The organism is Vibrio jasicida CAIM 1864 = LMG 25398, from assembly GCF_000400365.1.
In the GTDB taxonomy this organism is placed as follows: Bacteria; Pseudomonadota; Gammaproteobacteria; order Enterobacterales; family Vibrionaceae; genus Vibrio; species Vibrio jasicida.
The window spans coordinates 1-26,359 of the sequence record NZ_BAOG01000071.1 but is presented as its reverse complement, the minus strand read 5'-3'; the positions used below and the strand labels follow the sequence as shown (position 1 = coordinate 26,359).

At 44.9% G+C, this 26,359-nt stretch carries 24 protein-coding genes; 19 read left to right on the top strand and 5 right to left on the bottom strand.

Annotated elements, in window-relative coordinates:
* Positions 1-31: 31 nt before the first annotated feature.
* Positions 32-787: a 5'-methylthioadenosine/adenosylhomocysteine nucleosidase gene (locus VJL_RS19740; RefSeq protein ID WP_009704133.1), complete on the top strand. Its 756-nt coding sequence runs from the start codon at positions 32-34 to the stop codon at positions 785-787.
* Between the two features lie 102 nt (positions 788-889).
* On the opposite strand, the gene VJL_RS19735 is transcribed toward VJL_RS19740, so the two are convergent.
* The gene (locus VJL_RS19735) at positions 890-3,226 is read right to left on the bottom strand and encodes a putative bifunctional diguanylate cyclase/phosphodiesterase (RefSeq protein WP_038880724.1); all 2,337 of its coding nucleotides are present in this window, start codon (positions 3,224-3,226) and stop codon (positions 890-892) included.
* A gap of 516 nt (positions 3,227-3,742) precedes the next feature.
* Between VJL_RS19735 and rbsD the strand changes: the two genes are divergently transcribed.
* The 10 genes from rbsD (at position 3,743) to VJL_RS19685 (ending at position 12,669) form a co-directional block, all read left to right on the top strand.
* Positions 3,743-4,162 (top strand): D-ribose pyranase, encoded by a 420-nt coding sequence (gene rbsD / locus VJL_RS19730; protein WP_038867992.1) that lies wholly within the window; start codon positions 3,743-3,745, stop codon positions 4,160-4,162.
* 24 nt (positions 4,163-4,186) lie between these two features.
* Positions 4,187-5,692 carry a ribose ABC transporter ATP-binding protein RbsA gene (rbsA, locus tag VJL_RS19725; RefSeq protein WP_038880721.1) on the top strand — a complete coding sequence of 502 codons (1,506 nt, stop codon included), beginning with the start codon at positions 4,187-4,189 and terminating at the stop codon, positions 5,690-5,692.
* Entirely contained in the window at positions 5,689-6,672 is a 984-nt protein-coding gene (rbsC, locus tag VJL_RS19720; RefSeq protein WP_038880719.1) for a ribose ABC transporter permease, read from the top strand. The genes rbsA and rbsC overlap by 4 nt, the downstream gene beginning before the upstream one ends.
* Before the next feature lie 92 nt (positions 6,673-6,764).
* Positions 6,765-7,643, top strand: a complete 879-nt coding sequence (gene rbsB, locus VJL_RS19715; RefSeq protein ID WP_009704137.1) for a ribose ABC transporter substrate-binding protein RbsB — start codon at positions 6,765-6,767, stop codon at positions 7,641-7,643.
* Positions 7,644-7,847: 204 nt separating this feature from the next.
* On the top strand, positions 7,848-8,768 hold the full coding sequence (gene rbsK, locus VJL_RS19710) for a ribokinase (protein ID WP_038867987.1): 921 nt from the start codon (positions 7,848-7,850) through the stop codon (positions 8,766-8,768).
* A 15-nt stretch (positions 8,769-8,783) separates the two neighbouring features.
* Complete coding sequence (locus tag VJL_RS19705) at positions 8,784-9,794, top strand: substrate-binding domain-containing protein (protein WP_005435752.1); 1,011 nt, start codon at positions 8,784-8,786, stop codon at positions 9,792-9,794.
* A 222-nt stretch (positions 9,795-10,016) separates the two neighbouring features.
* On the top strand, positions 10,017-10,235 hold the full coding sequence (locus VJL_RS19700) for a hypothetical protein (protein ID WP_038867986.1): 219 nt from the start codon (positions 10,017-10,019) through the stop codon (positions 10,233-10,235).
* A 157-nt stretch (positions 10,236-10,392) separates the two neighbouring features.
* The gene (gene pnuC, locus VJL_RS19695; RefSeq protein WP_038880716.1) at positions 10,393-11,130 is read left to right on the top strand and encodes a nicotinamide riboside transporter PnuC; all 738 of its coding nucleotides are present in this window, start codon (positions 10,393-10,395) and stop codon (positions 11,128-11,130) included.
* Positions 11,131-11,134: 4 nt separating this feature from the next.
* Positions 11,135-11,866 (top strand): nucleoside phosphorylase, encoded by a 732-nt coding sequence (locus VJL_RS19690; RefSeq protein ID WP_038880712.1) that lies wholly within the window; start codon positions 11,135-11,137, stop codon positions 11,864-11,866.
* Positions 11,867-11,988: 122 nt separating this feature from the next.
* Complete coding sequence (locus VJL_RS19685; protein WP_038880709.1) at positions 11,989-12,669, top strand: Crp/Fnr family transcriptional regulator; 681 nt, start codon at positions 11,989-11,991, stop codon at positions 12,667-12,669.
* Between the two features lie 77 nt (positions 12,670-12,746).
* On the opposite strand, the gene VJL_RS28105 is transcribed toward VJL_RS19685, so the two are convergent.
* The gene (locus VJL_RS28105) at positions 12,747-12,911 is read right to left on the bottom strand and encodes a DUF3012 domain-containing protein (RefSeq protein ID WP_078609721.1); all 165 of its coding nucleotides are present in this window, start codon (positions 12,909-12,911) and stop codon (positions 12,747-12,749) included.
* 246 nt (positions 12,912-13,157) lie between these two features.
* On the opposite strand from VJL_RS28105, the gene VJL_RS19680 reads away from it, so the two are divergent.
* Genes VJL_RS19680 through vctC form a run of 4 tightly spaced genes read left to right on the top strand, consistent with a single transcriptional unit; the run spans position 13,158 to position 16,724 of the window.
* Entirely contained in the window at positions 13,158-14,066 is a 909-nt protein-coding gene (locus tag VJL_RS19680) for a siderophore ABC transporter substrate-binding protein (RefSeq protein WP_038880706.1), read from the top strand.
* Positions 14,067-14,087: 21 nt separating this feature from the next.
* A complete protein-coding gene (vctD, locus tag VJL_RS19675) occupies positions 14,088-15,023 on the top strand; it encodes an iron chelate uptake ABC transporter permease subunit VctD (RefSeq protein WP_038880704.1) in 936 nt (311 codons plus the stop codon).
* Positions 15,016-15,966: an iron chelate uptake ABC transporter permease subunit VctG gene (vctG, locus tag VJL_RS19670; protein ID WP_038880701.1), complete on the top strand. Its 951-nt coding sequence runs from the start codon at positions 15,016-15,018 to the stop codon at positions 15,964-15,966. Before vctD ends, vctG begins: the two co-directional genes overlap by 8 nt.
* A gap of 2 nt (positions 15,967-15,968) precedes the next feature.
* Positions 15,969-16,724, top strand: coding sequence for an iron chelate ABC transporter ATP-binding protein VctC (vctC, locus tag VJL_RS19665; protein WP_038880700.1), 756 nt, complete (start codon positions 15,969-15,971; stop codon positions 16,722-16,724).
* 44 nt (positions 16,725-16,768) lie between these two features.
* Here vctC and cueR read toward each other — a convergent pair whose 3' ends face one another.
* Positions 16,769-17,155 (bottom strand): Cu(I)-responsive transcriptional regulator, encoded by a 387-nt coding sequence (gene cueR, locus VJL_RS19660; protein ID WP_038880697.1) that lies wholly within the window; start codon positions 17,153-17,155, stop codon positions 16,769-16,771.
* Between the two features lie 391 nt (positions 17,156-17,546).
* Positions 17,547-18,518 carry a helix-turn-helix domain-containing protein gene (locus tag VJL_RS19655; RefSeq protein ID WP_038880695.1) on the bottom strand — a complete coding sequence of 324 codons (972 nt, stop codon included), beginning with the start codon at positions 18,516-18,518 and terminating at the stop codon, positions 17,547-17,549.
* 116 nt (positions 18,519-18,634) lie between these two features.
* Here VJL_RS19655 and VJL_RS19650 point away from each other — a divergent pair, with 116 nt between their 5' ends.
* Positions 18,635-20,641, top strand: a complete 2,007-nt coding sequence (locus VJL_RS19650; protein ID WP_038880693.1) for a TonB-dependent siderophore receptor — start codon at positions 18,635-18,637, stop codon at positions 20,639-20,641.
* An 80-nt stretch (positions 20,642-20,721) separates the two neighbouring features.
* Complete coding sequence (locus tag VJL_RS19645) at positions 20,722-21,003, top strand: DUF2218 domain-containing protein (protein WP_038867965.1); 282 nt, start codon at positions 20,722-20,724, stop codon at positions 21,001-21,003.
* Between the two features lie 82 nt (positions 21,004-21,085).
* Here the strand turns inward: VJL_RS19645 and VJL_RS19640 are convergent, their stop codons facing one another.
* Positions 21,086-21,334 carry a YgjV family protein gene (locus VJL_RS19640; protein ID WP_038867963.1) on the bottom strand — a complete coding sequence of 83 codons (249 nt, stop codon included), beginning with the start codon at positions 21,332-21,334 and terminating at the stop codon, positions 21,086-21,088.
* A gap of 324 nt (positions 21,335-21,658) precedes the next feature.
* Here VJL_RS19640 and VJL_RS19635 point away from each other — a divergent pair, with 324 nt between their 5' ends.
* Together VJL_RS19635 and VJL_RS19630 are read left to right on the top strand one after the other, a co-directional pair.
* Positions 21,659-21,922, top strand: a complete 264-nt coding sequence (locus tag VJL_RS19635) for a hypothetical protein (protein WP_038867962.1) — start codon at positions 21,659-21,661, stop codon at positions 21,920-21,922.
* A 281-nt stretch (positions 21,923-22,203) separates the two neighbouring features.
* Positions 22,204-26,359: retention module-containing protein (locus tag VJL_RS19630; protein ID WP_038880690.1), on the top strand; the 4,156-nt coding region annotated here is incomplete at its 3' end.

The window sequence follows — 26,359 nt, the reverse complement described above, 5'->3', positions numbered from 1 at the left end:
TTGGTGGCGCGTATTACATTTCAGGATTCCCATGTTGAAGAAATCTCTTGCTCTAATGCTTGCTGCGTACTCACTTCCTTCCGTTGCAGGTTCGACCATCGGTATTGTCGGTGCGATGGATGTCGAAGTTGAAGCGCTATTGCCAAAAATCCAAAACCAACAAGTAAAGAAAATTGGTAGCCATCGCTTTTACACGGGAGAGTTAGAGGGCAAAACCGTTGTCGTGACGAAATCTGGCGTAGGTAAGGTCAATGCAGCAATGACTACCACACTTCTGATTGAGTCTTTCGGCGTTGACCAACTGATCTTCACGGGCATTGCTGGTGCTAGCGACCCTAAATTGGACCCGTTAGATGTCGTGGTCTCTACGCGTTTGGTTCAGCATGATGTCGATCTAACCGCATTCAATATGCCGAAAGGTCTACTGCCTGATTACGAAGAGCGTTACTTTTACGCAGATAAAACACTGCAAAAATACGCATTTGATGCAGCCGTTGATACGCTTGGCAAAGAGAGTGTTTACCGTGGCGTTATCGCATCTGGTGACCAGTTCATTGCAAGCAAAGTGAAAGTGACGGGTATCTACCAAGAATACAACGCCATGGCTGTGGAAATGGAAGGCGCAGCGTTAGGCCAAGTAGCAGATGCGTTCAAAGTACCTTACGTCGTTATCCGTACGATTTCAGACAAAGCGGATGGTTCGGCAGATGTTGTCTACTCGGATCTTAAAAAGGCAACTGCGGATAATTCTGCCAACATTACGCTAAACATGCTTAAGCGAATGTAGTGTTCTACTTCTTATCTAAAAACTAAAAAAGCAGCACTTGATGTGCTGCTTTTTTGTTGAGTTTTGCACGTCGTCATGTTGGCTTATGGAGTACTCATTCGACTACGCGATATCTGATTGAGAAAATGGCTGGTCATTGGCGGATTTCCACCAGAGATTTAACTGCTCTTTATCCATTGGTTTACCGAACAGGTAGCCTTGCATAAAGTCGCACCGATAAGATGAAAGCCATTCGTGCATGACGTTGTGTTCGATGCCTTCTGCGGTGACTTTTTTATTCTGTGCATGGCAGAGCTCAATGATTGGCTTGATGACATGTCCATTATCGGTGTTCATTAATGTTAAAAGAAACTCTCGGTCAAACTTGATCTTTTGCACTGGGTATTGCACCAATTGTGTCAGTGATGTGTAGCCCGAACCGAAGTCGTCGATCGCGAGTTTGTATCCCAGTTTTGCCAACTCGTCGAGTAGGGCAGTACCTTGTTGGTCCGCAGCGAAGGTTTCGGTAATTTCCAACTCAATGCAATGTGCTGGCACGCCATTTAGTTTCGCTTTATCGTGAATAAACTCTGCCATAGAGAGCGAATTGAGTTCGGCAGACGACAAGTTGATGGATAGAATGATGTCTTTACCAAAAATGCTCTTAAGCTGGTGGTATTCTTCCATCGCGTTTGCGAAGACCCAACGGTCAATTTTCTCAAATAATCCGGTCTGTTCTGCTATCGGAATAAACTCTTTTGGCGGTATTGAACCAATGCCTTCCGCCTCCCAACGTAGTAAAACTTCTAAGCCTTCAATTTCGTTAGCATTGCTGTTCATGTAAGGTTGGAAGACTAAATGGAACTCGTCTTCAACGTTGTTTTTACGCAGTGCACGCTCAATTTGGCTGCGACGCTGCGCTTCAATATTCAGAGCGGCAGAATAGTACGCATACTGATTTTTACCTGCGCGCTTTGCTTGGTACATCGCGGCATCTGCACTAGAAAGCAATTTAGCGACATCGGCACCATCTCTTGGGTATTGGGCGATACCAACACTTGAGGTGACAGGAAATGAGTTTGTGGATGAATGACTCAAATTGTGGATGGGTTTGAGTAGTTCGGTTGCAAACAAATCTGGGATGTTACTGTCTTTGTGGTTTGCACTAAGGAGAATCGCAAATTCGTCCCCAGACAAGCGAGCTCCAAAGCATGGGCTATTGTACTGTTGAGTGAACTTTTGACAGACTTTCTTGATGTGTTTGGAAAATACTTGTAGCAGTTTATCGCCTAACTCATGGCCGTATTTGTCATTTACGTATTTGAAGTTATCAAGGTCGATATAAATCACCCACAATTGTTCTGATGGTTCCGCCAGTTCGCGGGTCGCTAATTCGTGAAAACGGTGACGGTTTGCTAACTGAGTCAGGTGATCGGTTTCTGCTAATCGTTTTGTTTTGTGATAGATATTGTTTAGCTCTTCATACATATCGAAGAAGCGGGATGACAAACGTCCTATTTCGTCATCTGTATTCAGCTTCTCAATATTTTTGCGTTTGTTTGACTCAATTTCGCGTAACTGTCTATCGAGTCGAGAAACAGGACTTAGGACGTATCGGTAGAGAATCAGTACAATCAGAGTGATTGTACAGAAAGACGCAATGCCAAATGATAGCGCCAGTTCTAGCCATACTTTATCGACTTTGTTCCACATTAAGTACTCTGCAGGAGAGAGCACCGCATAAAAATGGGGTAGCAGTTCGATGGTTTGTGCGAGTGGGATATCCAGAATAATCGGTTTGTTAGAAAAGGTGATGACGCTATGGGTATCGAACTCAATCTCGTGCTTGATGTTATTGAATGCTTCTAGAGAGACTGAAACCACAACGAAGAAAGCATTTTGTGGGTCAAAGCTTGGTGGGTGTTCGCCCGTTCGTTGATCAAACAGTTCGTATTGAAGCAGAATGCTCTGGCCGCTGGAGTTATAGATAAAGCCAGTGTGGCTAACCTCGCCATGCTGCGCGTAACTCGTTTCTACGTATTCAAGGATCTTGGGGTCAAAGCGACCACTGGATTCATAGAATTGGTTCTCAGTGTAATAAAGCAGTTCTTGATTGCCATCGAGGATCGCCATATTCGCATCGCCACTGTAGCCATGGCTTAATACATCAACGGTTTCATCGAGACGGTTGAATAGCTGTCGCTCACGATACGGATTGTCATGATTGACGAAGTAGTCTTGTAAAACTTCGCTTTTGCTTAATGTGTAGGCGTAGCTATTGAGGAATATGTTGGCCTGACGAAATTGCCCCGCGAGCTTTTCCATTTGCAGCTGAATGTAGCTGTCTTCTCGCTTAATCAGTGTGACTTTTTGAATGCTATATATGATGTAACTCGACACCAACGCGCTAATAAGAATGACTGGCGCGACAAGCAAAACAACTCTATTGCTTAGTTTCATTATGGTTCTTCAACTTCCGTTTGTGTCCCTACAAACGTTCCCTACTTAAAGGTTCCGAACGGATGACGATAGTATTTCTGTGTTTTTCAAATTGTAAGTGGGTGGTTTTCTAAAGTCAGACGACCTTCGTATATTTGTGATGCTGTGTGCGCTTTTTTACGAGATTGACCAGAATAAGTCTCAAACTTTAGACATATTTTCGTTATTTCAAACTGACTCAACACATTTTTGTTGTGAATGAGTTTGCTCTCGGAATTAACAGTTCAATGACTTTTCTCATATTTTCATAAGTCATCGAAACGTTTCGATAGGGAAGTGTGACCGCAATATCTTTTTCGTAATCAGTTAGCACTCAATTACGGATCATTCTCACACCTTATCGATCTGTGACTGGTCAATTCTTCTTGGCGTTTTATTATTGCATCGAAACGTTTCGATGAGTGTTTTGTCAATATCGAATTTAGTCCAAGAGAGACACTCACAGTTGTATGAACGTGTAACCGAAAGGTCGATGAGATGAAAAAAAGTACCCTAATTAACTCAGAAATTTCTTACTTGGTGGCGACGCTTGGTCATACCGACGAAATCACCATTTGTGACGCGGGCTTGCCAATTCCTGATCATGTACAACGTATTGATTTAGCGTTGACGCACGGAGTTCCTGGCTTTCTAGATACCGTCCGAGTGATCTTATCTGAGTCCCAAATTGAGGGGGTCATCATTGCTGAAGAATTCGCAAAAGTTAGCCCAGTTCACCATGATGCACTTGTTACTGAGTTGACGAAAGAAAGTGAGCTAACTGGTAAACAAATCGCGATTAACTACGTATCGCATGAAGACTTTAAAGCTCGTACAGAACAAAGCCGTGCTGTTGTGAGAACAGGCGAGTGCACACCTTACGCGAACGTGATTTTCCAAGCCGGCGTGGTGTTTTAAGCCAGAACTAATTGAGGACAAATTATGACTCAAGCCATTCTACAACTGAGCGACATCGAGAAAGCCTTCCCGGGCGTTAAGGCGTTGGATAAAGCCAGCCTTAATGTATACCCAGGTCGAGTGATGGCGTTGATGGGCGAGAACGGAGCTGGCAAGTCAACTTTGATGAAAGTACTCACCGGTATTTACCATATGGATGCAGGAAGCATTCAATATCAAAGTAAGCCAGCGGCGTTTAAAGGTCCAAGAGACTCGCAAGAAGCCGGCATCAGTATCATTCACCAAGAATTGAACTTGATCCCGGAGCTAACGATTGCCGAAAACATCTATCTAGGTCGTGAGTTTACCGGCACGATGGGGCGTATTCAGTGGGGCAAAATGTATGAAGAAGCAGACAAGTTGCTTCAACGCCTTAACGTAAAGCACTCATCGAAAACGCTGCTTGGTGATTTGAGCCTTGGTGAGCAACAAATGGTGGAGATTGCGAAAGCGCTGTCTTTCGAATCCAAAGTCATCATCATGGATGAACCAACGGATGCGTTAACCGACAAAGAGACGGAATCGCTGTTTAAAGTGATTAACGAACTTCGCGACCAAGGCTGCGGCATCGTTTACATCTCACACCGTCTGAAAGAAATCTTCGAAATTTGTGATGACATTACTGTGTTACGTGACGGTAAGTTCATCGGCGAATGCCAAGTTAAAGACACCAACGAAGATGGACTCATCGAAATGATGGTTGGTCGTAAGTTGGAAGAACAATATCCACGTATCGATGTGACGCATGGTGATGTTTGTCTTGAAGTGATTGGTTTGACGGGCTCGGGTGTTCACGACATTAACTTCACGCTTCAACGTGGTGAAATCCTTGGCGTATCAGGCTTGATGGGGGCGGGGCGTACTGAACTGATGAAGGTCATTTACGGTGCGCTACCGAGTGAGCGTGGTGTCATCAACTTAGACAACAAAACCATTAACCCAGTTAGCCCGCAAGACGGCTTGGCGAATGGCATTGCTTACATCTCTGAAGACCGTAAAGGCGATGGCTTGGTGCTGGAGTTATCCGTGAAGGAGAACATGTCTCTGTGTGCACTGGATAAACTCACCAAAGGCTTCCAAATCCAACATGGCGAAGAAGTCGTGGCGGTAGAAGACTTTATCAAACTATTCAACATCAAAACGCCAACCCGAGACCAAATCATTGGTAACCTTTCTGGTGGTAATCAGCAGAAAGTGGCAATCGCAAAAGGGTTAATGACCAAACCTAAAGTTCTGATTCTGGATGAGCCAACTCGTGGTGTCGACGTGGGTGCGAAGAAAGAAATCTATCAGCTAATCAACAAATTTAAAGCCGAAGGCATGAGCATCATCTTGGTTTCTTCTGAGATGCCTGAAGTGCTGGGCATGAGTGACCGCATCATGGTGATGCACGAAGGTCGTATTACTGGCGAATTCGATGCGAAAGACGCCGACCAAGAAACACTACTCGCTTGTGCCGTAGGCAGAAAGATCAATGAGGAAGCAGCATGAGTACTAAGACCATGGGCAAACCAACCGAAGCGAACAGCAAAAAGTTGTTCACCAAAGAATGGCTGATTGAGCAAAAGTCACTGATTGCACTGATTTTCTTGATTGTTGTTGTGTCATTCTTGAACCCGAACTTTTTTACGGTAGACAACATTCTTAATATTCTTCGTCAAACCTCAGTCAATGCGATCATCGCGGTAGGCATGACGTTGGTTATTCTTACCGCAGGCATAGACTTAAGTGTTGGTTCTGTACTCGCGCTGTGTGGTGCGTTTGCCGCGAGCATGATTGCGTTAGAAGTGCCAGTGCTTATTGCGGTTCCGACGGCATTGTTTGCTGGTGCGGCACTGGGTGCGATCAGCGGTATCATCATTGCTAAAGGTAAGGTTCAAGCCTTTATCGCAACACTGGTTACCATGACGTTATTACGCGGTGTAACTATGGTTTATACAGACGGTCGTCCTATCTCTACGGGCTTTACTGATACCGCAGACGCATTTGCATGGTTCGGTACAGGCTACGCACTTGGTATCCCAGTTCCTGTTTGGTTGATGGTAATTGTCTTTGCTGCGATTTGGTACCTACTGAACCATACTCGCTTTGGTCGCTATGTGTACGCACTTGGTGGCAACGAATCAGCAACGCGCCTTTCTGGTATCAACGTTGACCGTGTGAAAATTGGTGTATACGCCATCTGCGGTATGTTGGCAGCGCTTGCTGGTATCATCGTGACGTCTCGCTTGTCTTCGGCGCAGCCAACAGCGGGTATGGGTTACGAGCTAGACGCTATCGCAGCGGTTGTTCTTGGCGGCACCAGCTTGATGGGTGGTAAAGGTCGCATCATGGGGACCTTGATTGGTGCTCTGATCATCGGCTTCCTAAACAACGCGCTGAACCTACTCGATGTTTCTTCTTACTATCAAATGATTGCGAAAGCAGTGGTTATCTTGCTAGCAGTACTGGTAGACAATAAAAACAAGTAATTGATATTTAAAATAAAGAGCCCCACTAAATCCTGAATACAAATCGAGCCAGAGGACGTGTGCTGGCTCACCCTACACAAAGGACTAGAACGATGAAAAAACTCGCAACTCTTATCTCTGCTGCACTTCTTTCTTCAACCGTATCGGTAGCGGCACACGCTCAAGATACGATGGCGATTGTTGTTTCTACGCTGAATAACCCGTTCTTCGTAACGATGAAAGACGGTGCAGAAGCAAAAGCGAAAGAACTGGGATACGACTTGATTGTACTGGACTCGCAAAATGACCCGAGTAAAGAACTATCAAACATCGAAGACCTAACGATTCGTGGCGTAAAAGCGATTCTGATTAACCCAACAGATTCAGACGCTGTGTCAAACGCGATTCGTATGGCGAACCGTTCTAAGATCCCTGTGTTGACACTAGACCGTGGTGCAAGCCGTGGTGATGTAGTGAGTCACATCGCATCTGACAACGTAGTTGGTGGTGAAATGGCTGGTCACTACATCATGGAAAAAGTAGGTGAGAAAGCGAAAGTTATCCAACTAGAAGGTATTGCAGGTACGTCTGCGGCGCGTGAGCGTGGTGAAGGCTTCATGACAGCAGTGAAGGGCAGCAACATGGAGCTACTAGCAAGCCAACCTGCTGATTTTGACCGTACTAAAGGTCTGAACGTAATGGAAAACTTGCTTGCAGCTAACCCAGATGTTCAAGCGGTATTTGCTCAGAATGATGAGATGGCATTGGGTGCGCTTCGCGCAGTACAGGCATCAGGTAAAGACGTTATGATCGTTGGCTTCGACGGTACTGATGATGGCATTGCAGCAGTTAACCGTGGCAAGCTAGCAGCGACTATCGCACAACAACCAGACCTTATCGGTGCGTTGGGTGTAGAAACTGCAGCGAAAGTCTTGAAAGGCGAGAAGGTTGAGGAGTACATTCCTGTTCCGCTTAAAGTAGTGACTAAGTAAGTTTAACGTTCGACTCAGTGATTCTTCTTTGTTGAAGATAACGGAATGGCCCAATAAATGTGTTGGGTCATTCCAAACAACGAAAGCGGTAAGTTAGAAAATTAAATCTAGTTGAATCGTAATACGCTTACGTTTTTTCAAAGAGCGTAAACCTATTACTCCTGTTCAAATATAAAGGGTTCAATCAGAACCGAGGATAACCGTATGAATAAGTTAGTGGTGTTAGGTAGTGTAAACGCTGACCATGTTCTTCAAGTGCCTTCTTTCCCTCGCCCAGGCGAGACGCTGCATGGTCGCAACTATCAAGTTATCCCAGGTGGCAAAGGTGCCAACCAAGCTGTTGCGGCAGCTCGATTAAACGCAGACATCGGTTTTATTGCGTGTGTGGGTGATGATTCGTTCGGCATCAATATTCGTGAGAACTTCAAAATGGATGGCATCGACATCACTGGTGTGAAGATGCAGCCTAACTGCCCAACGGGCATTGCCATGATTCAAGTGGCGGACAGTGGCGAGAACAGCATTTGTATCTCAGCAGAAGCCAACGCAAAGCTGACTGCAGAGGCGATTGAGCCCGATCTAGAGCGCATTCGTCAGGCTGATTACTTGTTGATGCAACTAGAAACGCCAATGTGCGGCATCGAGAAAGCAGCGCGAATCGCGAAAGATGCCAAGACCAACGTGATTCTTAACCCTGCACCAGCTCGCGAGCTGTCAGATGAATTACTGTCTTGCATAGATGTGATTACACCAAACGAAACGGAAGCGGAAGTGCTAACAGGCGTGACGGTAGCAGACGATGACAGTGCACAAGAAGCGGCGAACATCCTGCATTCGAAAGGCATTGAAATCGTCATGATCACGCTGGGTGCGAAAGGGGTGTGGTTGAGTCAAAACGGTCGTGGTGAAATCATTCCTGGCTTCCGCGTAGAAGTAACAGATACCACTGCGGCGGGCGATACGTTTAATGGGGCATTAGTCACTGGTTTATTGGAAGACTTACCTTTAGAATCAGCGATTAAGTTTGCCCACGCAGCAGCAGCGATCTCAGTAACTCGCTTTGGCGCGCAAACCTCCATTCCAACCCGCAAAGAGGTTGAGGAGTTTCTGGCTCAACACCAATAATCTAGGAGTAATAACATGGCAACGATGAAAGACATCGCAAAACTGGCAGGGGTTTCCACTTCAACTGTGAGCCATGTTATTAACAAAACTCGCTTTGTCAGCGAAGAGATCTCGGAACGAGTCAACAATGCTGCCAAAGAACTCAATTACTACGCGCCGTCTGCTTTGGCGCGTAGCCTCAAAGTCAATCGAACCAAAACCATTGGTATGCTGGTGACTACCTCAACCAACCCATTTTTCGGTGAAGTCGTAAAAGGTGTTGAGCGCAGTTGCTACCATAAAGGCTACAGCCTGATCCTGTGTAACACAGAAGGTGATAACGAGCGAATGCGTGAATCTATCAATACGCTGTTGCAAAAGCGCGTTGATGGCCTGATTTTGATGTGTTCATCGTTAGAAGGGGAGCGCATTGATGTATTTGAGCGTTATCCTGACATTCCGGTTGTAGTGATGGACTGGGGCCCTATGTTGTTCACCAGCGATAAGATCCAAGATAACTCACTTCGTGGTGGTTATCTTGCAGCTAAATACCTTATCGACTGCGGCCACCAAGAGATTGGTTGTATTACAGGTCCACTAATCAAGCATCAAGCGCAAATGCGTTATGAAGGCTATAAGCGAGCAATGATTGAAGCTGAGCTTGAGTTCAATGCAAACTGGATTGTTGAATCTGACTTTGAATGTGAAGGTGGTTATCAAGCCTTCAAGAAAATGGCGGAACGTGGTCCGCTCCCAAGCTCGATTTTTGTCTCCAACGACATGATGGCAATGGGCGCAATTAACGCAGCTAACGAGCTAGGTATTAAAATTCCAGAGCAGTTATCCATTATTGGCTACGATGACATCCATATCGCCAAATTCATGTCTCCATCTTTGACCACGATCCACCAACCGAAATACCGTCTAGGGCAAGCCGCAGTCGAAACCTTATTGCGAAAACTGGATGATAAATCTGATGAAGCTCAGGTTGTACAGCTTGAACCTACATTGGTTGAGCGTAACAGTGTGAAGTGTCTCTCCGAATAAAGAAGTTATTCTTTCTCAATTAGTTATTTATCTAAACTTATAATGGTTAGCTTTCTGAATGGATTTAGAAAGTAAATGCCTTCTTTTTAAATAATAAGCCCATCAAAGTGTGATTTTTTGCGCGTAAAGTGAAAGATATCGTGTAGAAATTCACAGGAAAGCTTATTATTAGAAGAGTCTATAAATAGATTTATAAATTATTGTGGTGAATGGAAATTTTTTATGTTTGTTAAGAGATACGCACAGTATTCAACCAAGAGACCTTGGTTTCATCGTATCAATGTAATGTTGGTATTGTTCGTATTTGTAGTCAGTGTTTATGAACTGCTCGCAAACGAAGAATTCGTCTATTTGTCGGGCATCGCTTTTACGTTCATTGCAACTGCATTTTTTGCCTCTGCGTCATCTTTCAAAAAGCGCTATTTAGGGCATGAGTCGTAAACGCCTTTGGGTGACAAGTGCCATCAAAGCACTTTAAAACAATTATTGATCTGATTTATGATCGGATACATCAAAGGGAGGACAAATGTCCTCCTTTTTGTTTGCTGCGAGACAATAAGATGAGCGCATCCCAAGCACAATAATAAAGGACATCTTCATGGACCTATTTGCCCTGTTAGACATTAACAACACCCTTGTTAACATTCCTATTGGTGGTGGCTATGCAATGAGCTGGATCGAAGCGTTTGGTACAGTTTTCGGTCTGCTTTGTATTTGGTTTGCGAGCCAAGAAAAAACCATTAACTACTTGTTCGGCCTGCTGAACGTAACACTTTTTGCCGTTATCTTTTTCCAGATTCAGCTTTACGGATTGCTTCTGCTTCAACTTTTCTTCTTCTGCGCCAACATCTATGGCTGGTATGCATGGACAAGACCAAATGCACAAGGTGAGACACTTGAGGTTCGTTGGTTAAGCAAACAGAAGCTGATCGCGACAGGTTCAGTAAGCATTGTTGCGATTGCGATGTTAACGATTTACATCGACCCATTCTTCTTTACGTTGGCTAACATTGCCGTTGATACGCTAAATGTGTTCGGTGCAGGTTTGTCTGAGCCAGTCTTAGAGCCAGATGCTTTCCCATTCTGGGATGCAACCATGACCGTGCTTTCTATCGTGGCGCAAATCTTGATGACACGTAAGTACGTTGAGAACTGGATTCTTTGGGTCGTAATCAACATCATCAGCGTTGGTATTTACGCGACACAAGGTGTGTACGCAATGTCGGTTCAATACGCAATTCTCATGTTCATCGCAGCAAACGGTACAAGAGAGTGGGCACGTAGCGCAAAACGCAACGGTGAGAAGACCCTAACTCAAGCGACAGCTCAAGGTTAAGCCAATGATGAAACAACCTCATATTGGCGTAGACAGCACTCAAATAGCACCTCGAGTGATCGTGTGTGGTGAGCCAGATCGAGCAAACCGTATTGCCGCGTTATTTGATAACGCAGAACTGGTCTCTGAAAACCGTGAGTATCGAGTGTTTACGGGGACATACCGAGGTCAGCGCGTATCAGTGTGTAGTACGGGTATCGGCGCTCCATCGATGATCATTGCGGTGGAAGAGCTAAAACAGTGTGGTGTGACAGATGTGATTCGAGTGGGATCGGCTGGCGCGATGCAATCTGGCATTCAACTTGGTGGGTTGATTGTGGCTGAAGGCGCAGTGAGAGACGAAGGTGGCTCGAAAGCGTACGTTCGCTCTTCTTATCCGGCTTACGCAAGCTTTTCGTTACTGAAAGCGCTGGACAGCTATTTAGCCGAAAAAGAGGCGCGCTATCATTTAGGTGTGGTTCGTTCCCATGACAGCTTCTATACCGACGACGAAGAAACGATCTGCGAGTACTGGAACAAGAAAGGCATTCTCGGTGCGGATATGGAAACCTCAGCTCTGTTTACCGTCGGTAGGCTGCGTGGTCTGAATGTAGCCTCCATTCTGAACAATGTGGTTTTGTATCAGCAGGATGTGAAAGAAGGGGTAGGGCAGTACGTAGATGAAGCGCAAGTGATGATGGAAGGGGAGCGTTTAGCGTCTTACGCTGCTCTTGAAGCCTTAATTGCACAGAGTTAACCAGATCACAGCTTAGTTAATTTTATAAGCGGCACCTCGGTGTCGCTTTTTTATTGGCTGTCATCAAACGATTCTAGCGAGTACAATCTATTTGAGATTGTTGTCATTAAAGAGAAACTCACGTGAAAATAAGCCCTTATCCGACTGGACGTTTCAAAAGCTTTCTAGAACAGAAAAGTGCTGAGTTTCGTGACTTGATCTATCAATGCCAAATCGGCAGTCGATACTTTGACTCTGGTGAAGAGATCCTTCGCCAAGGTGAACAACTTCAATATCTCTATGTTGTGCCAGTCGGGCGAGTTTCAATGAGTATCATTGCTGCTAACGGACGTCGTTTCCAGTTGGGCGAAGCCAATTGCGATTATCATATCTATGGTGAAATGGAGTACTTCACACAAACGCCTTGCCAATGGAATGTGGTAGCTGATGAACACATGCAGGTGGATATCATCTGTATCCAAAAACTGACTGAGGCGCTGCATCAGCAACCTGACATGATGTTCTTCTTTGCCTCTGCTTTGGCGGAGGACTATCAGGATTCAATGGACATCTATACCAATCGCTTGTTACACCCAATTACTTACAACATCGCTTATGATTTGTTAGTACAAAAACAGACTAATACATTGTTGGGTGGATTTGGCAAAGTAAACCAAGAAGCCGAAAGATTTGGCACTTCCGGGCGTGTTTATCGCCGAGCGGTGAAAGATTTAATGGACAAGGGTTTGATCAGAAAGGGCGAACAGGGGCTAGAGATTGTTGATGAACTTGCACTAAAAGCGTTTCTTGATGCCTATGAATAGCCCGCAACGATTCCATTCTAAAAATAAAAGCTGCGGGCTATCTGGTTTATCTGTCATTCAATCAGAATAATGTGTGTTTACTCTGATTTAAAAACACAATTTTTAGCAAAATCAGACGCTTCGTTAGCGGTCCATTCGCCTTTTGGCTTTTCTTTCATGTCGTTACACCACGCTTCACTGCCCACCTCTGTACAAGCCATCAGTTGCGCTGCGACAAAAACCATTAATGCTAACTTCTTCATTTTCTAATCCTTTTTGATAAGACTTGTTTTGAAGTATAAGCACTCGATCACGAGATAAACATGAAAATTATTATTTTGCGCTTACCGTCTCAAATCCGATATAGGTACAGTGTAATTTGTTGATTTATTGAGCCAATTTAGAAGTGTAACGAATGTAAAGTTATTAAATAATCGGTTGAATGCCTATGTGAGTAACGATATATTGCGAATGCGCATGATAATGGATCTCATTTAAGGTTTGAAATAATGGAAAAACTCGTCAGTGCGGCTCTTGTTTCGCTGCTCACAATCTCACCTGCTTTTGCTGCAACCGTCAAAATCGATCACTACATGGGAACGACAGAAGTCGAACAATCACCAAAGCGTGTGGTTGTGATTGGCTTTGGTCCTCTTGATATGCTCGATAGCTTTAATATCGACCCTGTTGCAGTCTCGAATGCCTCGCATCTTCCTAAATACTTATCGAAATACAATAAAGACAATTACATCTCTGCTGGTAGTTTGTTTGAACCAGATTTCGAAACCATCTATATGCAAAAACCAGATTTGATTTTGGTTGGTCCTCGTGGTTCATCGAAATACGATGAGTTAAGTGAAATTGCACCAACAGTCGTTTTTGCATCAGGAGAGAAAGAAGATTACTGGCAGGGCACAAAAGCACAATGGCGTAATCTTGGTAAGATCTTCAACATAGAGGACAAGGTTGAGCAAAAGATCGAAAACTTGGATGCACAGTTCAAGGCGATTCGCGAATACAACCAAACCAATAATAATGATGCGCTCACGATTTTGAGTATCGGAGACAACATCAGTGCATTCGGTGCGAAGTCTCGTTTTGGCGCGATTTACACAGATTTTGGCTTTACTGAAACAGTGAAGAACCTCAAAACAGGCACGCACGGTGACGTCATTTCTTACGAGTTTATCCGCGAAGCTAACCCGAAAAATATTCTAGTCATTGATAGAAACTCACTTCATGCAAAGTCTGACAATGACCTTGCTAAAGCGTTGGATAACGATTTGGTTAAAGCAACTTCGGCTTACAAGAACAAGAAAATAACCTTCCTAGATGTTGATGCTTGGTACTTAGCAATGTCTGGCGTAACAGCAACGGAAAAGATGGTGAGTGAAATCAAACACACGATCGATCTGTAAAAAAGCTAGCTGAGGTTAACTTTGAAAAAGTTGTTGCTTGTTCTTATTGTTCTAAGCGTCGCATCGTTGTTTGTTGGGGTGGCAAATATGACACCCCAACAGTTGTTTTCGGGCGATGCAAAAGCAATAGAACTCTTCTTTACTAGCCGAATTCCGCGTCTATTTGCCATTCTTCTTGCCGGAGCAGGGCTGAGCATCGCTGGATTAGTGATGCAGCAAATTAGCCAAAACCGATTCGCCGCGCCTTCAACAACGGGCACGATTGAGTGTGCCATGCTCGGTTACGTAATGAGTGTGGTGTTTTTTGGTAATGGCGAACAGCTTTGGCTTGTCTTTGCTGTCTCTATTCTGGGGACCTTGATGTTCGTCCAGTTCATTCAACGCATCCAATTCAAAAGTGTCGTGTTTGTACCGCTCGTCGGCATCATCTTTGGTAACGTTGTTGACGCCGTTACTACTTTCATTGCCTACAAATACGATGCACTACAAAGTCTTTCAGCGTGGAGCGTAGCGAATTTTGCCAACATTTTGCGTGGTGATTTTGAGCTGCTTTACATTGCCGTGCCTGTGGCGCTTTTAAGCTACCTGTTTGCCGCGCGTATCTCTGCTGTTGGCATTGGTAAAGACTTTGCAGTAAACCTTGGTCTTAACTACCAACAAGTGGTGACGTTAGGTGTACTTTTGGTATCGGTAATGTCTGCCAGTGTTGTGATGATCGTTGGTCAACTGCCGTTTCTTGGGCTTATCGTTCCAAACTTAGTCAGTTACTTCTATGGCGACAATCTTAAACGCAATATCCCGCTTACTGCCATGTATGGGGCAATACTCGTTTTGGCGTGTGACTTGGTTAGCCGATTGATCATCTTCCCTCATGAAATGCCGATTTCAATCGTGATCAGTATCTTGGGCGGAGTGGTGTTTATCGCGATGTTGTTGCGAGGTAAGCAAATTGCGTGATTCCAAGAAACTGTTCTTTTTGGCAGCCGTCGCGCTGCTTTTTGCGTTTCTGTTTATTGGTATTGGCTTAACAGCAGATAACTACCAATACTTTTTGTCGCGACGTGTGCCTAAAGTATTAACCATGGTACTGGCAGGTATTGCGATAGCTCAATCTTCGTTGGTGTTCCAAACCATTACCCACAACCGGATTCTTACACCAAGCATCATGGGGTTTGATGCGTTGTATGTGTTAACGCAAGTGCTGATTGTTTTGTTGTTTGGTGGTTTAAGCGCGCTTGTTCTGAATGTCTACATCAACTTCTCGATTGCTGTGCTGGTCATGGTGGGATTTTCGCTGTTGCTGTTTGGTTTTTATTTTTCAAAAGGCGGGCGCAATCTCATCACTTTGCTGTTGGTGGGGCTGATCTTTGGGCAGTTGTTTAGCAATATTGCGGTGTTCTTCTCCCTTCTGATGGACCCAAATACGTTTGCGTTTGTGCAATCTAAACTGTACGCGAGTTTCAACAATGTGAAGGTGAACTTGGTGTATCTCAGTTCGCCAATATTGCTCATCGCTTGTTGGTTGTTGTATCGCATGCATCGCACTTTAGATGTTTTTTGGTTAGACCAAGACAATGCTAAGAGTCTAGGGGTTGATGTCCCTAAAGTGACGCGCAATGTCTTTATTCTCTCTGCGGTTCTCATTGCCATTTCGACGGCTTTAGTCGGTCCAATCATGTTCTTTGGTTTATTGGTGACGAACTTGAGCCGTGAAATGTTCCACTCTTACCAGCATCGTACTTTATTAGTTGGTTGTTCATTGATGGCAATTTGTGCCTTGTTGTCGGGGCAGTGGATTATAGAAAACCTATTTTCATTTGAAACGACGCTGAGCGTGGTGATTAACTTTATTGGTGGTATCTACTTCTTGTATCTACTGCTGAAAAACAAAGTCGTATAAACATGATAGTTATAGATAAATTAACCAAAGCATTTGGTTCCAACAAAGTCGTTGATGGCGCGGATACCCAATTTGAGAAAGGGAAGGTGACATCGATTATTGGTCCAAACGGAGCAGGCAAAAGTACCTTGTTGTCGATGGCGTCACGATTGACCGAGCGAGATGGCGGTAGTGTCATGATTGATTGCAAAGAGATTGCAGAATGGGACACCAAAGAGCTTGCGAAAAAGCTGGCGGTGTTGCGCCAAGCAAACACGATTACGATGCGTTTTACCGTGAAAGAACTGGTCTCGTTTGGGCGATTCCCTTATTCAAAAGGCAACTTGTCCAAAGATGATCACGCGATCATCGAGCAAGCAATTGACTACTTAGACCTGAAAGAAATTCAAGATAAGTTCTTAGATGAATTGAGTGGTGGTCAACGACAGTTGGCGTTTATTGCGATGGTGATTGCCCAAGATACGGATTATGTTTTCCTCGATGAACCATTGAATAATCTTGATATCAAGCACTCGCTACAGATCATGAAAGTCGTTCAGCGCCTTGCTCACGATATGAATAAAGCCATGGTTGTGGTGATTCATGATATTAACTTTGCGGCTTGTTACTCCGACGAGATCCTTGCGCTGAAGAAGGGCAAAGTGGTTGCCAGTGGCAAGGTAGATGAGGTGATTCAGGCATCCACGTTAGAAGATATCTACGAGACACCTTTTAATATCATTGAGCTTAATGGCAAGCGTATGTGTACTTACCACTAAAGCTACATTCATTACATTAAAGCGAAATAGAAAGGTTGGCGAGCTTATTTGGTGAGCTCGTCAATGATTGGACATCGGCTATCGGCATCGCCTGGGCAAGATGAAACCCAACCTTCTAATTGCTTTTTAATCTCCAACAAGTGAGCGATCTTTTGCTCAACTTCATGAAGCTTATCCATCGTACGCGCTTTCACTTCGCTACTCTTGCGATTTGGATTGTGCGCCAGTTGCACAAATTCTTTGCATTCTTGCAGTGAGAATCCTGCGTTTTTCGCTCGGGAAACAAGGTTGAGCTCTTGGATGTGTTTGTCAGAATATTCGCGATAGCCTGAATCGCTGCGAGCTGGTGAGGAGATGATGCCTTTGTCTTCGTACATACGAATCGACTTAGAAGACAACCCTGTTAATTTCGCAACTGCACCAATATTCATGATGACCTCTGTATTTCAGATAACCTTTCTCGCGAGTATAACGCCAAGTGTTTATCTTCCCAAAGGGCTTTGATAGCAAACCTATTTTGTGGCGTTTATACCCAAGTAACCTCGAGATGCTAGGTTCAGCGAGAATGACTTGGTTTGTAGACGCGGCGGCGATTTAAAGATCTAGTCATTCTAAATCAAGAATCGGCAACAAAGTATACAAGCCAAGGCAGCTCGCCCTTTGGGAGCGTGTCATTGACTCGCTTTTTTAGTCAAACAAATGGCTGCGTCAAACAACTTGGAAAGAGCTAGCTATTACACTGCGTTGTTTTCCTTACTCTCGAATCAATGACAACGCTCTGAATCCTGCATCTTGAAGTCACTTGGGTATATATGGATACCATCAATGGCTGTTTACGACCTCGTGTGGTGGAACACCAAACACTTTCTTGAAGGCGTTGGTAAAGTTCGATGGGTGGTGGTAACCCGCCTCGTATGCCGCTTCTGTGATAGTCACTAATCCGCGCTCCAAATGCTGGCGAGCGATCTCTAAGCGGCGGTGACGGATGTAACCGTTGATGGTCATATTAAAAGATTGTTTAAAGCGACGCTGCAGATTAGAAACGCTCATCGAGAACTGTTCTGCTAAGCGCTCTAAGGTTAAATCTTCTTCGAGGTGCGTCTCGATATAACTGACTACATCCTCGATTCGAGCATCGCCAGAACGCTTTTTCTCTTCGCACTCTGCGCAGTAGTCGTCTGGCATTTGCCCAATCGAGTGGGAGAGCACTTGGTAGATCAAACTCTCTACCCCGATACGATCTTTCATGTTTGTGGGAGATTCATGTTGAGTGAGAGCTCGTGTCAAATCAATTAACGTCTCATTAAGCTCCAGCGTGTAAAAGGCTTGGTGAGTTTCAATAAAGCGCTTGTGACCGCAATGTCCCGCCATTCTCGATTCCAACCAAGGTGGCTTAATAAGAATATTAATCTTATTCATTCGGTTGTTTTGAATCAGCGAGCGGCGGAAGTTTGCAGGCTTAGCTAGGTTAACAACCACGCCTTGTGGGCCTTTGCTTGCGTCAAAGTCAAATTGGAGGTCATCGTAACCAAAAGAGAGTTTTCCCTCCAAAAGAATGGTAATCAGTAGTGCAGAATGTGCGGTTGAAACGATATTCGAATCGACTAATTCAATGCAACGTCCGCCATGAACAAAGATTTGGTCGTTGTATTGGTAGGAGAGGAATTGACCTTCCGCGAGTTGGGTTTGGCTGCTTTGACCTTGAGTCACAATGATCTGTTTTTCCGTCTGCTCAAGCTTTTTGGTTAGAGCCACTTTGGCAATTTTAGTTCTTTTTTTTGTCTCTTCCGCCATTTGACGTTTCCTCATAACACCTATGCGATTTCGCATAAGTGATTCGTCTTTGTATTTATCAATAGCGACCCTATCATACGTGAGAATTATTATCATTTATATTTAGGAAGACGTTTATGGAAAGCCCAGTTAGCTCATCAATTAAGCTTTCAAGCCTATGCCTAGCAGTCGTGGTGGCACTTGCTCATCCCGCTTTAGCCCAAGATCAAGATTCTCACTTCGAAGGGGTAGTGGTATGGGGTACGAAGGTATCCAGTAACACCGAATCAATGTTTGCCGACGATATGTCGCTCAAACAAGCTGACCACATGTCTGATTTGCTTCGTGATATTCCCGGCGTTGACGTGGGCGGTACACATTCTGTCAATCAACGTATCACCATTCGTGGTCTTGGTGAAACCGATCTTGATATCCGTTTAGACGGCGCCTCTCAGCATGCCAACATGTTCCACCATATTGGTAACCTAACACTCAACCCAGACATTCTAAAGTCAGCAGATATCCAAGTGGGTAATAACTCAGTTACCCAAAGCGGTCTTGGCGGTTCAGTGTACTTTGAAACTAAAGATGCTCGTGATCTGCTGCGTTACGATGAAAACTTTGGTGCTCGCGTTTACGGCGGTTATGCGTCTAACGACAACCAACAAGGTTCTCTAACACTATATGGATTGCTGTCTGAAAATGTGGACGCGATGGTCTATGGTCACTACGTAACACGTGATGACTTTAAAGATGGTGATGGCAATAAAACCTTTGGTGCGAAAGGAGATGTTTACAACATCTTAGGTAAGCTCGGTTATGAGTTTGGCGATATTCACCGACTAGAAATCTCATACGATATGTATCGTGACAGTGGTGATTACAACCCACGCCCTGATATGTCTGGTGATGCCAATAACGGTTTGTCGAGTGAGCTTCTAATTCCAACCGATTATGACCGTGACACGGTCACATTAAGTTATGAGCTTCGTGGTGAGCAACACCAAGGGGACGTCACGTTATATAACACTGAAACCGAAATCGTCCGTGATGAATCTGTCATGGCGCCGCGTTGGCCAGCAAACCGCTTATCGAAAAATACCGCGAAAAACCAGAACTTTGGCTTAAGCGCAAAATTCCAATCAGTGCTCACTCTGGGTAGCTTTGATCATCGCGCGACTTACGGCCTTGATTACATGGATAAGACTTCTGAAAGTTACTATGGCAGCAGCAAGTTCATGGATGAATCTGCGGTTTCTACAGCTTTGTTCGTCGAAGACCAATTCTTTATCTCGGATGCACTTTCGATCACAGCCGGCCTACGATTTGACGACTACCAACGCAAAGCTGAAACAGGTAACAACGATTACGACGAAGTGACATGGGCACTAGCGGCAGAATGGGCAGTAACACAAGACTGGACGTTGTTTGCAAGTTCTCGCTCGCTATTTAAAGGTCCAGAACTAATGGAAACCTTTATTGCATACCAAGATGTGGCTTATCTACAAGATGGTTTGAAACCAGAAACGGGACTCAATACCCAAGGTGGTGTTCGTTTCAATAAGACGGTAAATGAACACACATTTGGCGCAAACCTAACCGTGTTCCAAACCGATATTGATGACTACATTGCAGAAGCGTATCAAGGAGCGACTCAAACATACCTTATTTACAATGAAGGTGATGTCGAGATCAAAGGTTTTGAAGCAAGCGCTTTCTACGGTTACGAGAGCTTCGGCAGCAAGCTGTCTTATTCTATATCGGATACGAAGAACAAAGATACGGGCGGCCCAGTAGCGGGAGGCAATGGCCGTAGTATTGACATGGGTGACAGTATCGCTTTAACGCTGGATTACCAATCTGATTCGTTAGAAACCATCTTTGGTTGGAACTCAATGTTTGTGCTTGAGGAAGACAATGTGTTTGACGGCCAACCGAAGAAAGACAGTTACGATGTTCACAACTTGTACGCACAATGGGTGCCTTCTAACGTTGACGGGCTATCGGTCACCTTTGGTATTGATAACGTATTTGATGAGCTTTACACGTCTCACGCCTCTCGCTCGGGCACAGCAAGGGGGATTACGTTAGACGATTACGAACCAGGGCGTAACTACAAGTTGTCTGCCGCTTATCAATTCTAACTCTAAGGGCAATAACAGCAACCTTAGATGTTTGGCTCTCGTACGAGAGCCTTTTTTATGAAAGGGACGAGGGACTGAAATTGATCAAAGAAACCACTGTAATTGAAAGCGAGCATGCGGCGAAATATCTCGTGACTTTGTGTCGCCACTTCGCACGTAAAGTGCCGGCGACTTGGAATGATGAAAAAGGTTTGGTGACATTTCCTGTTGGAAATACGGAGTTCAAGTTAGAGGGGGAGCGTTTACTGATAACTTGTGAGGCGGACTCTGAAGAGTCATTAGAAAAAGTGAAGGGCGTTGTGTCGGTTCATGTAGAAATGTTTTCGCGTCGTGAAACTCTAGAGTTGAACTGGATACGATAACGAAAGTGCACGAGCGGATCAAAAGAAACAAACGAAAAAGCCCGTAAGCGTAACACTTACGGGCTTTCTAAAATCATTTCTACTAGGCTTCTTCAGGCGCTAGGCTTTTTTTTTCCTGCTGCATTTTAGCAAGGAAGTACACGTTAACACATGCAATAAAACCATTTGTTAGCACAACAGGCCACGCATCAATCATTAGACCGTATGCAGTGAACAGTGCACAGCCGATGAAGTTTAGGATACGTAGTTTAACGATGTCTTTCATAGTCAGCGAAATAGCAACCATGATTGATGCCGCGTAACCTAAAATCTCAACCATATTCATCTCCATTATTTGACCCTCTTAAATCTGCCGAATGTTTTCGGTACCTATTCTTCTCATCTTGAGATTAGCGAGGAAGCTCCATGCCTCGAATGGTCTTGTTTGTTCTGATGGGTGAACTATAGCAATGGAAAAATCGTGATGAAAGCCTCAAATCAAGGTTAAGAGAAGGTTAGCGATTACGCAAACGTTTAGGAAAGAAATTGTTGATAATTTTACTTATTATGTTGATTGATAATAACGATTCAAATGATAGACAAAACAAAGTTGAAGCAATGACAACAATGACATAATATTGAAAATGAGAATCATTATTAATTAAAGAATTGAGTTATGCCTGTTGCTATTAGTTTTCTGTATTCACTTGCTTTGATGATGCGTACCAAACCTCATTCGTGGGGCGTGGTTATTCATATTATGACGCACGTTGTCATGTTGCTTGTGATTCCTTCTGACTATGCAATCCAATACTTGATGGTCATGTTCTTCTCTTCTCCCTTACTGATCAGGCTCGCCAAGCGTTCTTCTAGTTTTGACATTTTGTTCGCTTTTCTACCGCTTTTGATTGGCACCGGCGGCCTTGTTCTCAGTCATTAAGCTGATTCCATTTCTAGTTTTCATGCAAACTAACTAAACTTTGATTAATAAGCTATTATTTTCATATGCTTGGTTGGGGTTTTACCTTAGTTAAGGTGTCACATAATTGTGACTATATCCTGATTTCGTTTCGACTGATTAACGAAAGTGCAAAATATGATTGTTTATTGACTCAATAGTTAGTTAAATCAGCGTATGAGAAAATGTGAATCACATTCCGATAAACTAAAATAATTTATAAAGGTCTAACGTAAAGACGTTAACCATTTAGCGGGGGTCAGATGAGTACACAAGCTGTGCCGCAAGCCGTCATTGTAGACGCTGTCGAAGGGGATGTTTACGCTTTAGACCTTGAGGAGAAGGTCAGAGCGGTTAACGTTGGAGATACACTGGTTCCGGGTGACGTCATTATCACGGAAAACGGCGCTTCAATTGAAGTGTTAGCGGAAGGTTCTCTCTATTTAGTAGACGAAAATTGTGTGGCGTGCATTCCAGCGCCGACACCTGAAGCTGTACCGACGGAACCGGTCGTTCAAGCGCCTGTTGACGGACAAGTCAATGTTGACCCAACGGCAGCGGCAAACGCTGAGTTTGGTGCAGAAGACGTGGCTGCGATTCAACAAGCCATTTTGGAAGGTGCCGACCCTACCGCCATTTTAGAAGCAACCGCTGCAGGCCCTGGCGGAGGTGGTGGTTCCGGTTCTGCGAATGCGGGCTTTGTTACCATTGAGTACAACAATCCTGAAGTACTCGCATCAACCTTCTTCGAGACATCGGCTCCAAGCGGTGATACCGAAACCGACGATGATATTGATGGCCTCGACATCACCATTTTTGCTGACGGCGGTCAGTCTCTTTCTTCTCAAGTAACAGAAGGCTCAATTTCTCTATCAAGCTACCCGCAAACCATTTCGTCTAGTGTGCTGGTTGAAGCAGGGGATCTCGCACTTGATACTACTTCATTTGTACCCGAAACGTCTTCTTTAGAGTCTTTGTTAAGTGAGCTTAACAGTGATATTACCTCTGGTGGTCAGCCAGTGGCGTTCGTTTATGACGAAGCGCAAAATGCCATTATCGGTACTCAAGAAGGTAACGAAGTGCTTCGTATCGAGATCGAAGCGACATCTTTAGGCCGTGATTTAGAGTTAGAGGTCGTTACCACGATTAGCCAGGGTATTGACCATGTCGCGTCTGTTGCTGATGGCCAAGTATCGATCTCCGGTGATCAAATCAATATCGCTTTTGATATTACTGGTGCAGATATTGGTGGGAACAGCATTCAAGCGCCTATCGATTTTACGACAACCGTTATTGATGGCGATGATCCTGCGCCGCAAAACGTTACTTTTGAAAACGTTGAATCTTCTTCTGTACCAATCACTGGCACCTTTGTTGATATTGGTAGTGATCAATTGGCAACGGTCAGGTTTAATCAAGAAGGGCTTAGTCAATTAGATGGCCTACTGAGTGATAATCAGGCGACAGAGGTGGTACTCTCTGAAGACGGCAGTACTATCACCTTGTCCATTGCGGGCTCGAATGAAACCGTCTTAACCATCAGTTTGAATACTGATGGTACCTACCAATTTGAGCAATTTAAGCCGTTAGAACAAACAAACGGTGAAGATACGATTGAGCTCTCTTTGCCAACCACAATCGTCGACTTTGACCAAGATACGGCAAGCAACACCTTTACGATGACCATCCTTGATGGCGATAATCCAGTGATTGAAAACGTGACGGGATTGTCTTTAGACGAGGCGGGGGTTGACCAAGGTTCACAGGAAGGCGCGGTAGTAACAAGTGGTACTGGGTCGATCACCACAGCGGTCGGAAGTGACATCATTGATCACTATGAGTTGGAACCTACAGAGTTTAATGTTGGTGGAGAACTCCAATCTCAAGGGCAGGTTGTTCAACTGGAACTTGCGTCCGAGAGTAACGGTGTGCGCACTTACGAAGGCTTCATCGAGCTGGATGGCGTGCGTATCACCGTATTTGATGTGGCGATTGATGCGCCTACATTGGGCGAATACCAATTCAACTTGTATGAACAACTCGATCATACGGGTGCTAACGATGACTCGCTTACTTTCTCACTGCCAGTTTACGCGGTAGATGCAGATGGCGACCGCTCCTCGATTGCCGAAGGTTCGAACACACCAGAAGCGGCGCAAATTGTCATTCAAGTTCAAGATGACGTTCCTACGATTGATGGCGTTGATGCACTAGCCGTCGATGAAGATGATCTATCAAGCATCGGCTCCGATCAAAGCGACTCTGTGCTCGCGCAAGGCAGCTTCACGACGACTCAGGGCTCAGACCGTGTTGTAAGTTATCAATTAGAGAGCGGCACTGATCCACTCAATGGGTTGGAATCACAGGGTCGATCTATCTCTCTGACGGAAACAACCAACTCAGATGGCAGCTTTACCTATTCTGCAACGGCAGAAGGGGACGCTATCTTCACCTTACAAGTGAACCCTGACGGTTCTTATTCATTTACCCTTGAAGGTCCAATCGATCATGCTGTGGGTAGTGATAGCTTAACTCTAGACTTCAATATTGTCGCAACGGACTTTGACGGTGACACCAGCTCACTTGTTCTACCAGTTACCATTGCTGATGATGTGCCAACCATTAATGACGTTGTTGCTCTTACCGTCGATGAAGATGACTTAAGTTCGGTAGGCTCTGACCAATCACAGCCAACGTTGGTTGAAGGTCAGTTCACGACAACTCAGGGCTCTGATGGCGTCGTACAGTATCAGTTGGATGTAAATGCTGATCCTTTAAATGGCCTGCAATCTCAAGGGCAAACCGTCTCCATTGCCGAAACGCAAAATGCAGACGGTAGTTACACCTACAGCGCAACGGCAAATGGTAGTGCAGTCTTCACATTGATTTTGAATACTGATGGCTCGTACAGTTTTGAGCTGCAAGGTCCAATCGACCATGCGGCAAATACCGACAGCTTAACCCTTGATTTTAGCGTTATTGCTACCGATTTCGATGGTGACACAAGCCAAATCGTACTGCCTGTTACCATCGTGGATGATAAGCCGACCATTACCGATGTCGATGCAATTACCGTTGATGAAGATGATTTAGGTACGATTGGCTCAGATCAGACTGACCCGATTTCAATCGATGGCAACTTCACTACTACACAAGGCTCTGATCGAGTGGTGAGCTATCAGCTCGATGCTTCTTCAACACCAGTTGATGGCCTTACATCACAAGGCGTGGCCGTCACGCTGACTGAAACCGCAAACGGTGATGGCAGCTTTACTTACGAGGCGACGGCGGGGAGTGAAGCGGTCTTTACGCTGACAGTGAATACTGATGGCTCTTATAACTTCACGCTAGAAGGGCCAATTGATCATGCTGTTGATAGCGACGAGTTGACACTGAACTTCCCAATCATCGCGACAGACTTTGATGGCGATACCACAAATGCCACTATCCCAGTGACAATCGTGGACGATAAGCCTGTTATTACCGACGTCGACGTTATTACGGTTGATGAAGATGATCTAGCGTCAATTGGCTCAGACCAAAGCAATCCAATTTCTATTGATGGCAACTTCACCACCACACAAGGTTCAGACCGAGTGGTGAGCTACCAACTCGATGGCACATCAACACCAGTTGACGGTTTAACATCGCAAGGTGTAGCGGTAACGCTAACAGAAACCGCAAATGGTGATGGTAGCTTTACCTACGAAGCAACAGCGGGTGGCAACCCTGTATTTACTTTGACAGTGAATACGGATGGCACTTATAACTTCACGCTAGAAGGGCCAATTGATCACGCGGTTGATAGTGATGAGCTGACACTGAACTTCCCAATTATCGCAACCGACTTTGATGGCGACACTGTCACTGAAACCATTCCAGTCACAATTGTTGATGATGTACCGACCATCACAGCGGTGGATGCGTTAAGTGTCGATGAAGATGACCTTACCGGTATGGGCTCAGACCCAGGCGGCGATCTGTTCGTAGAAGGTGCGTTTACCACTACTCAAGGCTCTGACCGAGTGGTGAGCTATCAACTGGATTCAACGGCTGATCCTGTTGCGGGGCTGACCTCTCAAGGTGAGGCGATTATCTTGGTGGAAACCGCCAACGGTGATGGCAGCTTTACTTATGTGGCGACCGCAGACGGCAATCCGGTATTCACGTTAAACGTAGCAACAGATGGCACTTACGATTTTACGCTGCAAGGCCCGATTGACCATGCAGCTAACAGTGACAGCCTGACGATTGATTTCCCAATTATTGCCACCGATTTTGATGGTGATACGACCACGGCAACCATTCCAGTCACCATTACGGATGATGCACCAATCATCGATAATGTTGTGCCTCTGGCTGTAGACGAAGATGATTTATCAGGCATTGGCTCAGACCAAACTGACGCTGTGTTTGTTG

Bases quoted from the DNA above. Each gene is read 5' to 3' on its own strand.
- rbsB (WP_009704137.1), top strand. From the start codon at position 6,765: ATGAAAAAACTCGCAACTCTTATCTCTGCTGCACTTCTTTCTTCAACC.
- VJL_RS19700 (WP_038867986.1), top strand. From the start codon at position 10,017: ATGTTTGTTAAGAGATACGCACAGTATTCAACCAAGAGACCTTGGTTT.
- rbsD (WP_038867992.1), top strand. From the start codon at position 3,743: ATGAAAAAAAGTACCCTAATTAACTCAGAAATTTCTTACTTGGTGGCG.
- VJL_RS19735 (WP_038880724.1), bottom strand. From the start codon at position 3,226: ATGAAACTAAGCAATAGAGTTGTTTTGCTTGTCGCGCCAGTCATTCTT.
- cueR (WP_038880697.1), bottom strand. From the start codon at position 17,155: ATGAATATTGGTGCAGTTGCGAAATTAACAGGGTTGTCTTCTAAGTCG.
- rbsK (WP_038867987.1), top strand. From the start codon at position 7,848: ATGAATAAGTTAGTGGTGTTAGGTAGTGTAAACGCTGACCATGTTCTT.
- rbsA (WP_038880721.1), top strand. From the start codon at position 4,187: ATGACTCAAGCCATTCTACAACTGAGCGACATCGAGAAAGCCTTCCCG.
- VJL_RS28105 (WP_078609721.1), bottom strand. From the start codon at position 12,911: ATGAAGAAGTTAGCATTAATGGTTTTTGTCGCAGCGCAACTGATGGCT.
- VJL_RS19655 (WP_038880695.1), bottom strand. From the start codon at position 18,518: ATGGCGGAAGAGACAAAAAAAAGAACTAAAATTGCCAAAGTGGCTCTA.
- VJL_RS19635 (WP_038867962.1), top strand. From the start codon at position 21,659: ATGCCTGTTGCTATTAGTTTTCTGTATTCACTTGCTTTGATGATGCGT.
- VJL_RS19690 (WP_038880712.1), top strand. From the start codon at position 11,135: ATGATGAAACAACCTCATATTGGCGTAGACAGCACTCAAATAGCACCT.
- pnuC (WP_038880716.1), top strand. From the start codon at position 10,393: ATGGACCTATTTGCCCTGTTAGACATTAACAACACCCTTGTTAACATT.
- vctC (WP_038880700.1), top strand. From the start codon at position 15,969: ATGATAGTTATAGATAAATTAACCAAAGCATTTGGTTCCAACAAAGTC.
- VJL_RS19705 (WP_005435752.1), top strand. From the start codon at position 8,784: ATGGCAACGATGAAAGACATCGCAAAACTGGCAGGGGTTTCCACTTCA.
- VJL_RS19680 (WP_038880706.1), top strand. From the start codon at position 13,158: ATGGAAAAACTCGTCAGTGCGGCTCTTGTTTCGCTGCTCACAATCTCA.
- rbsC (WP_038880719.1), top strand. From the start codon at position 5,689: ATGAGTACTAAGACCATGGGCAAACCAACCGAAGCGAACAGCAAAAAG.
- VJL_RS19640 (WP_038867963.1), bottom strand. From the start codon at position 21,334: ATGGAGATGAATATGGTTGAGATTTTAGGTTACGCGGCATCAATCATG.
- VJL_RS19740 (WP_009704133.1), top strand. From the start codon at position 32: ATGTTGAAGAAATCTCTTGCTCTAATGCTTGCTGCGTACTCACTTCCT.
- VJL_RS19650 (WP_038880693.1), top strand. From the start codon at position 18,635: ATGGAAAGCCCAGTTAGCTCATCAATTAAGCTTTCAAGCCTATGCCTA.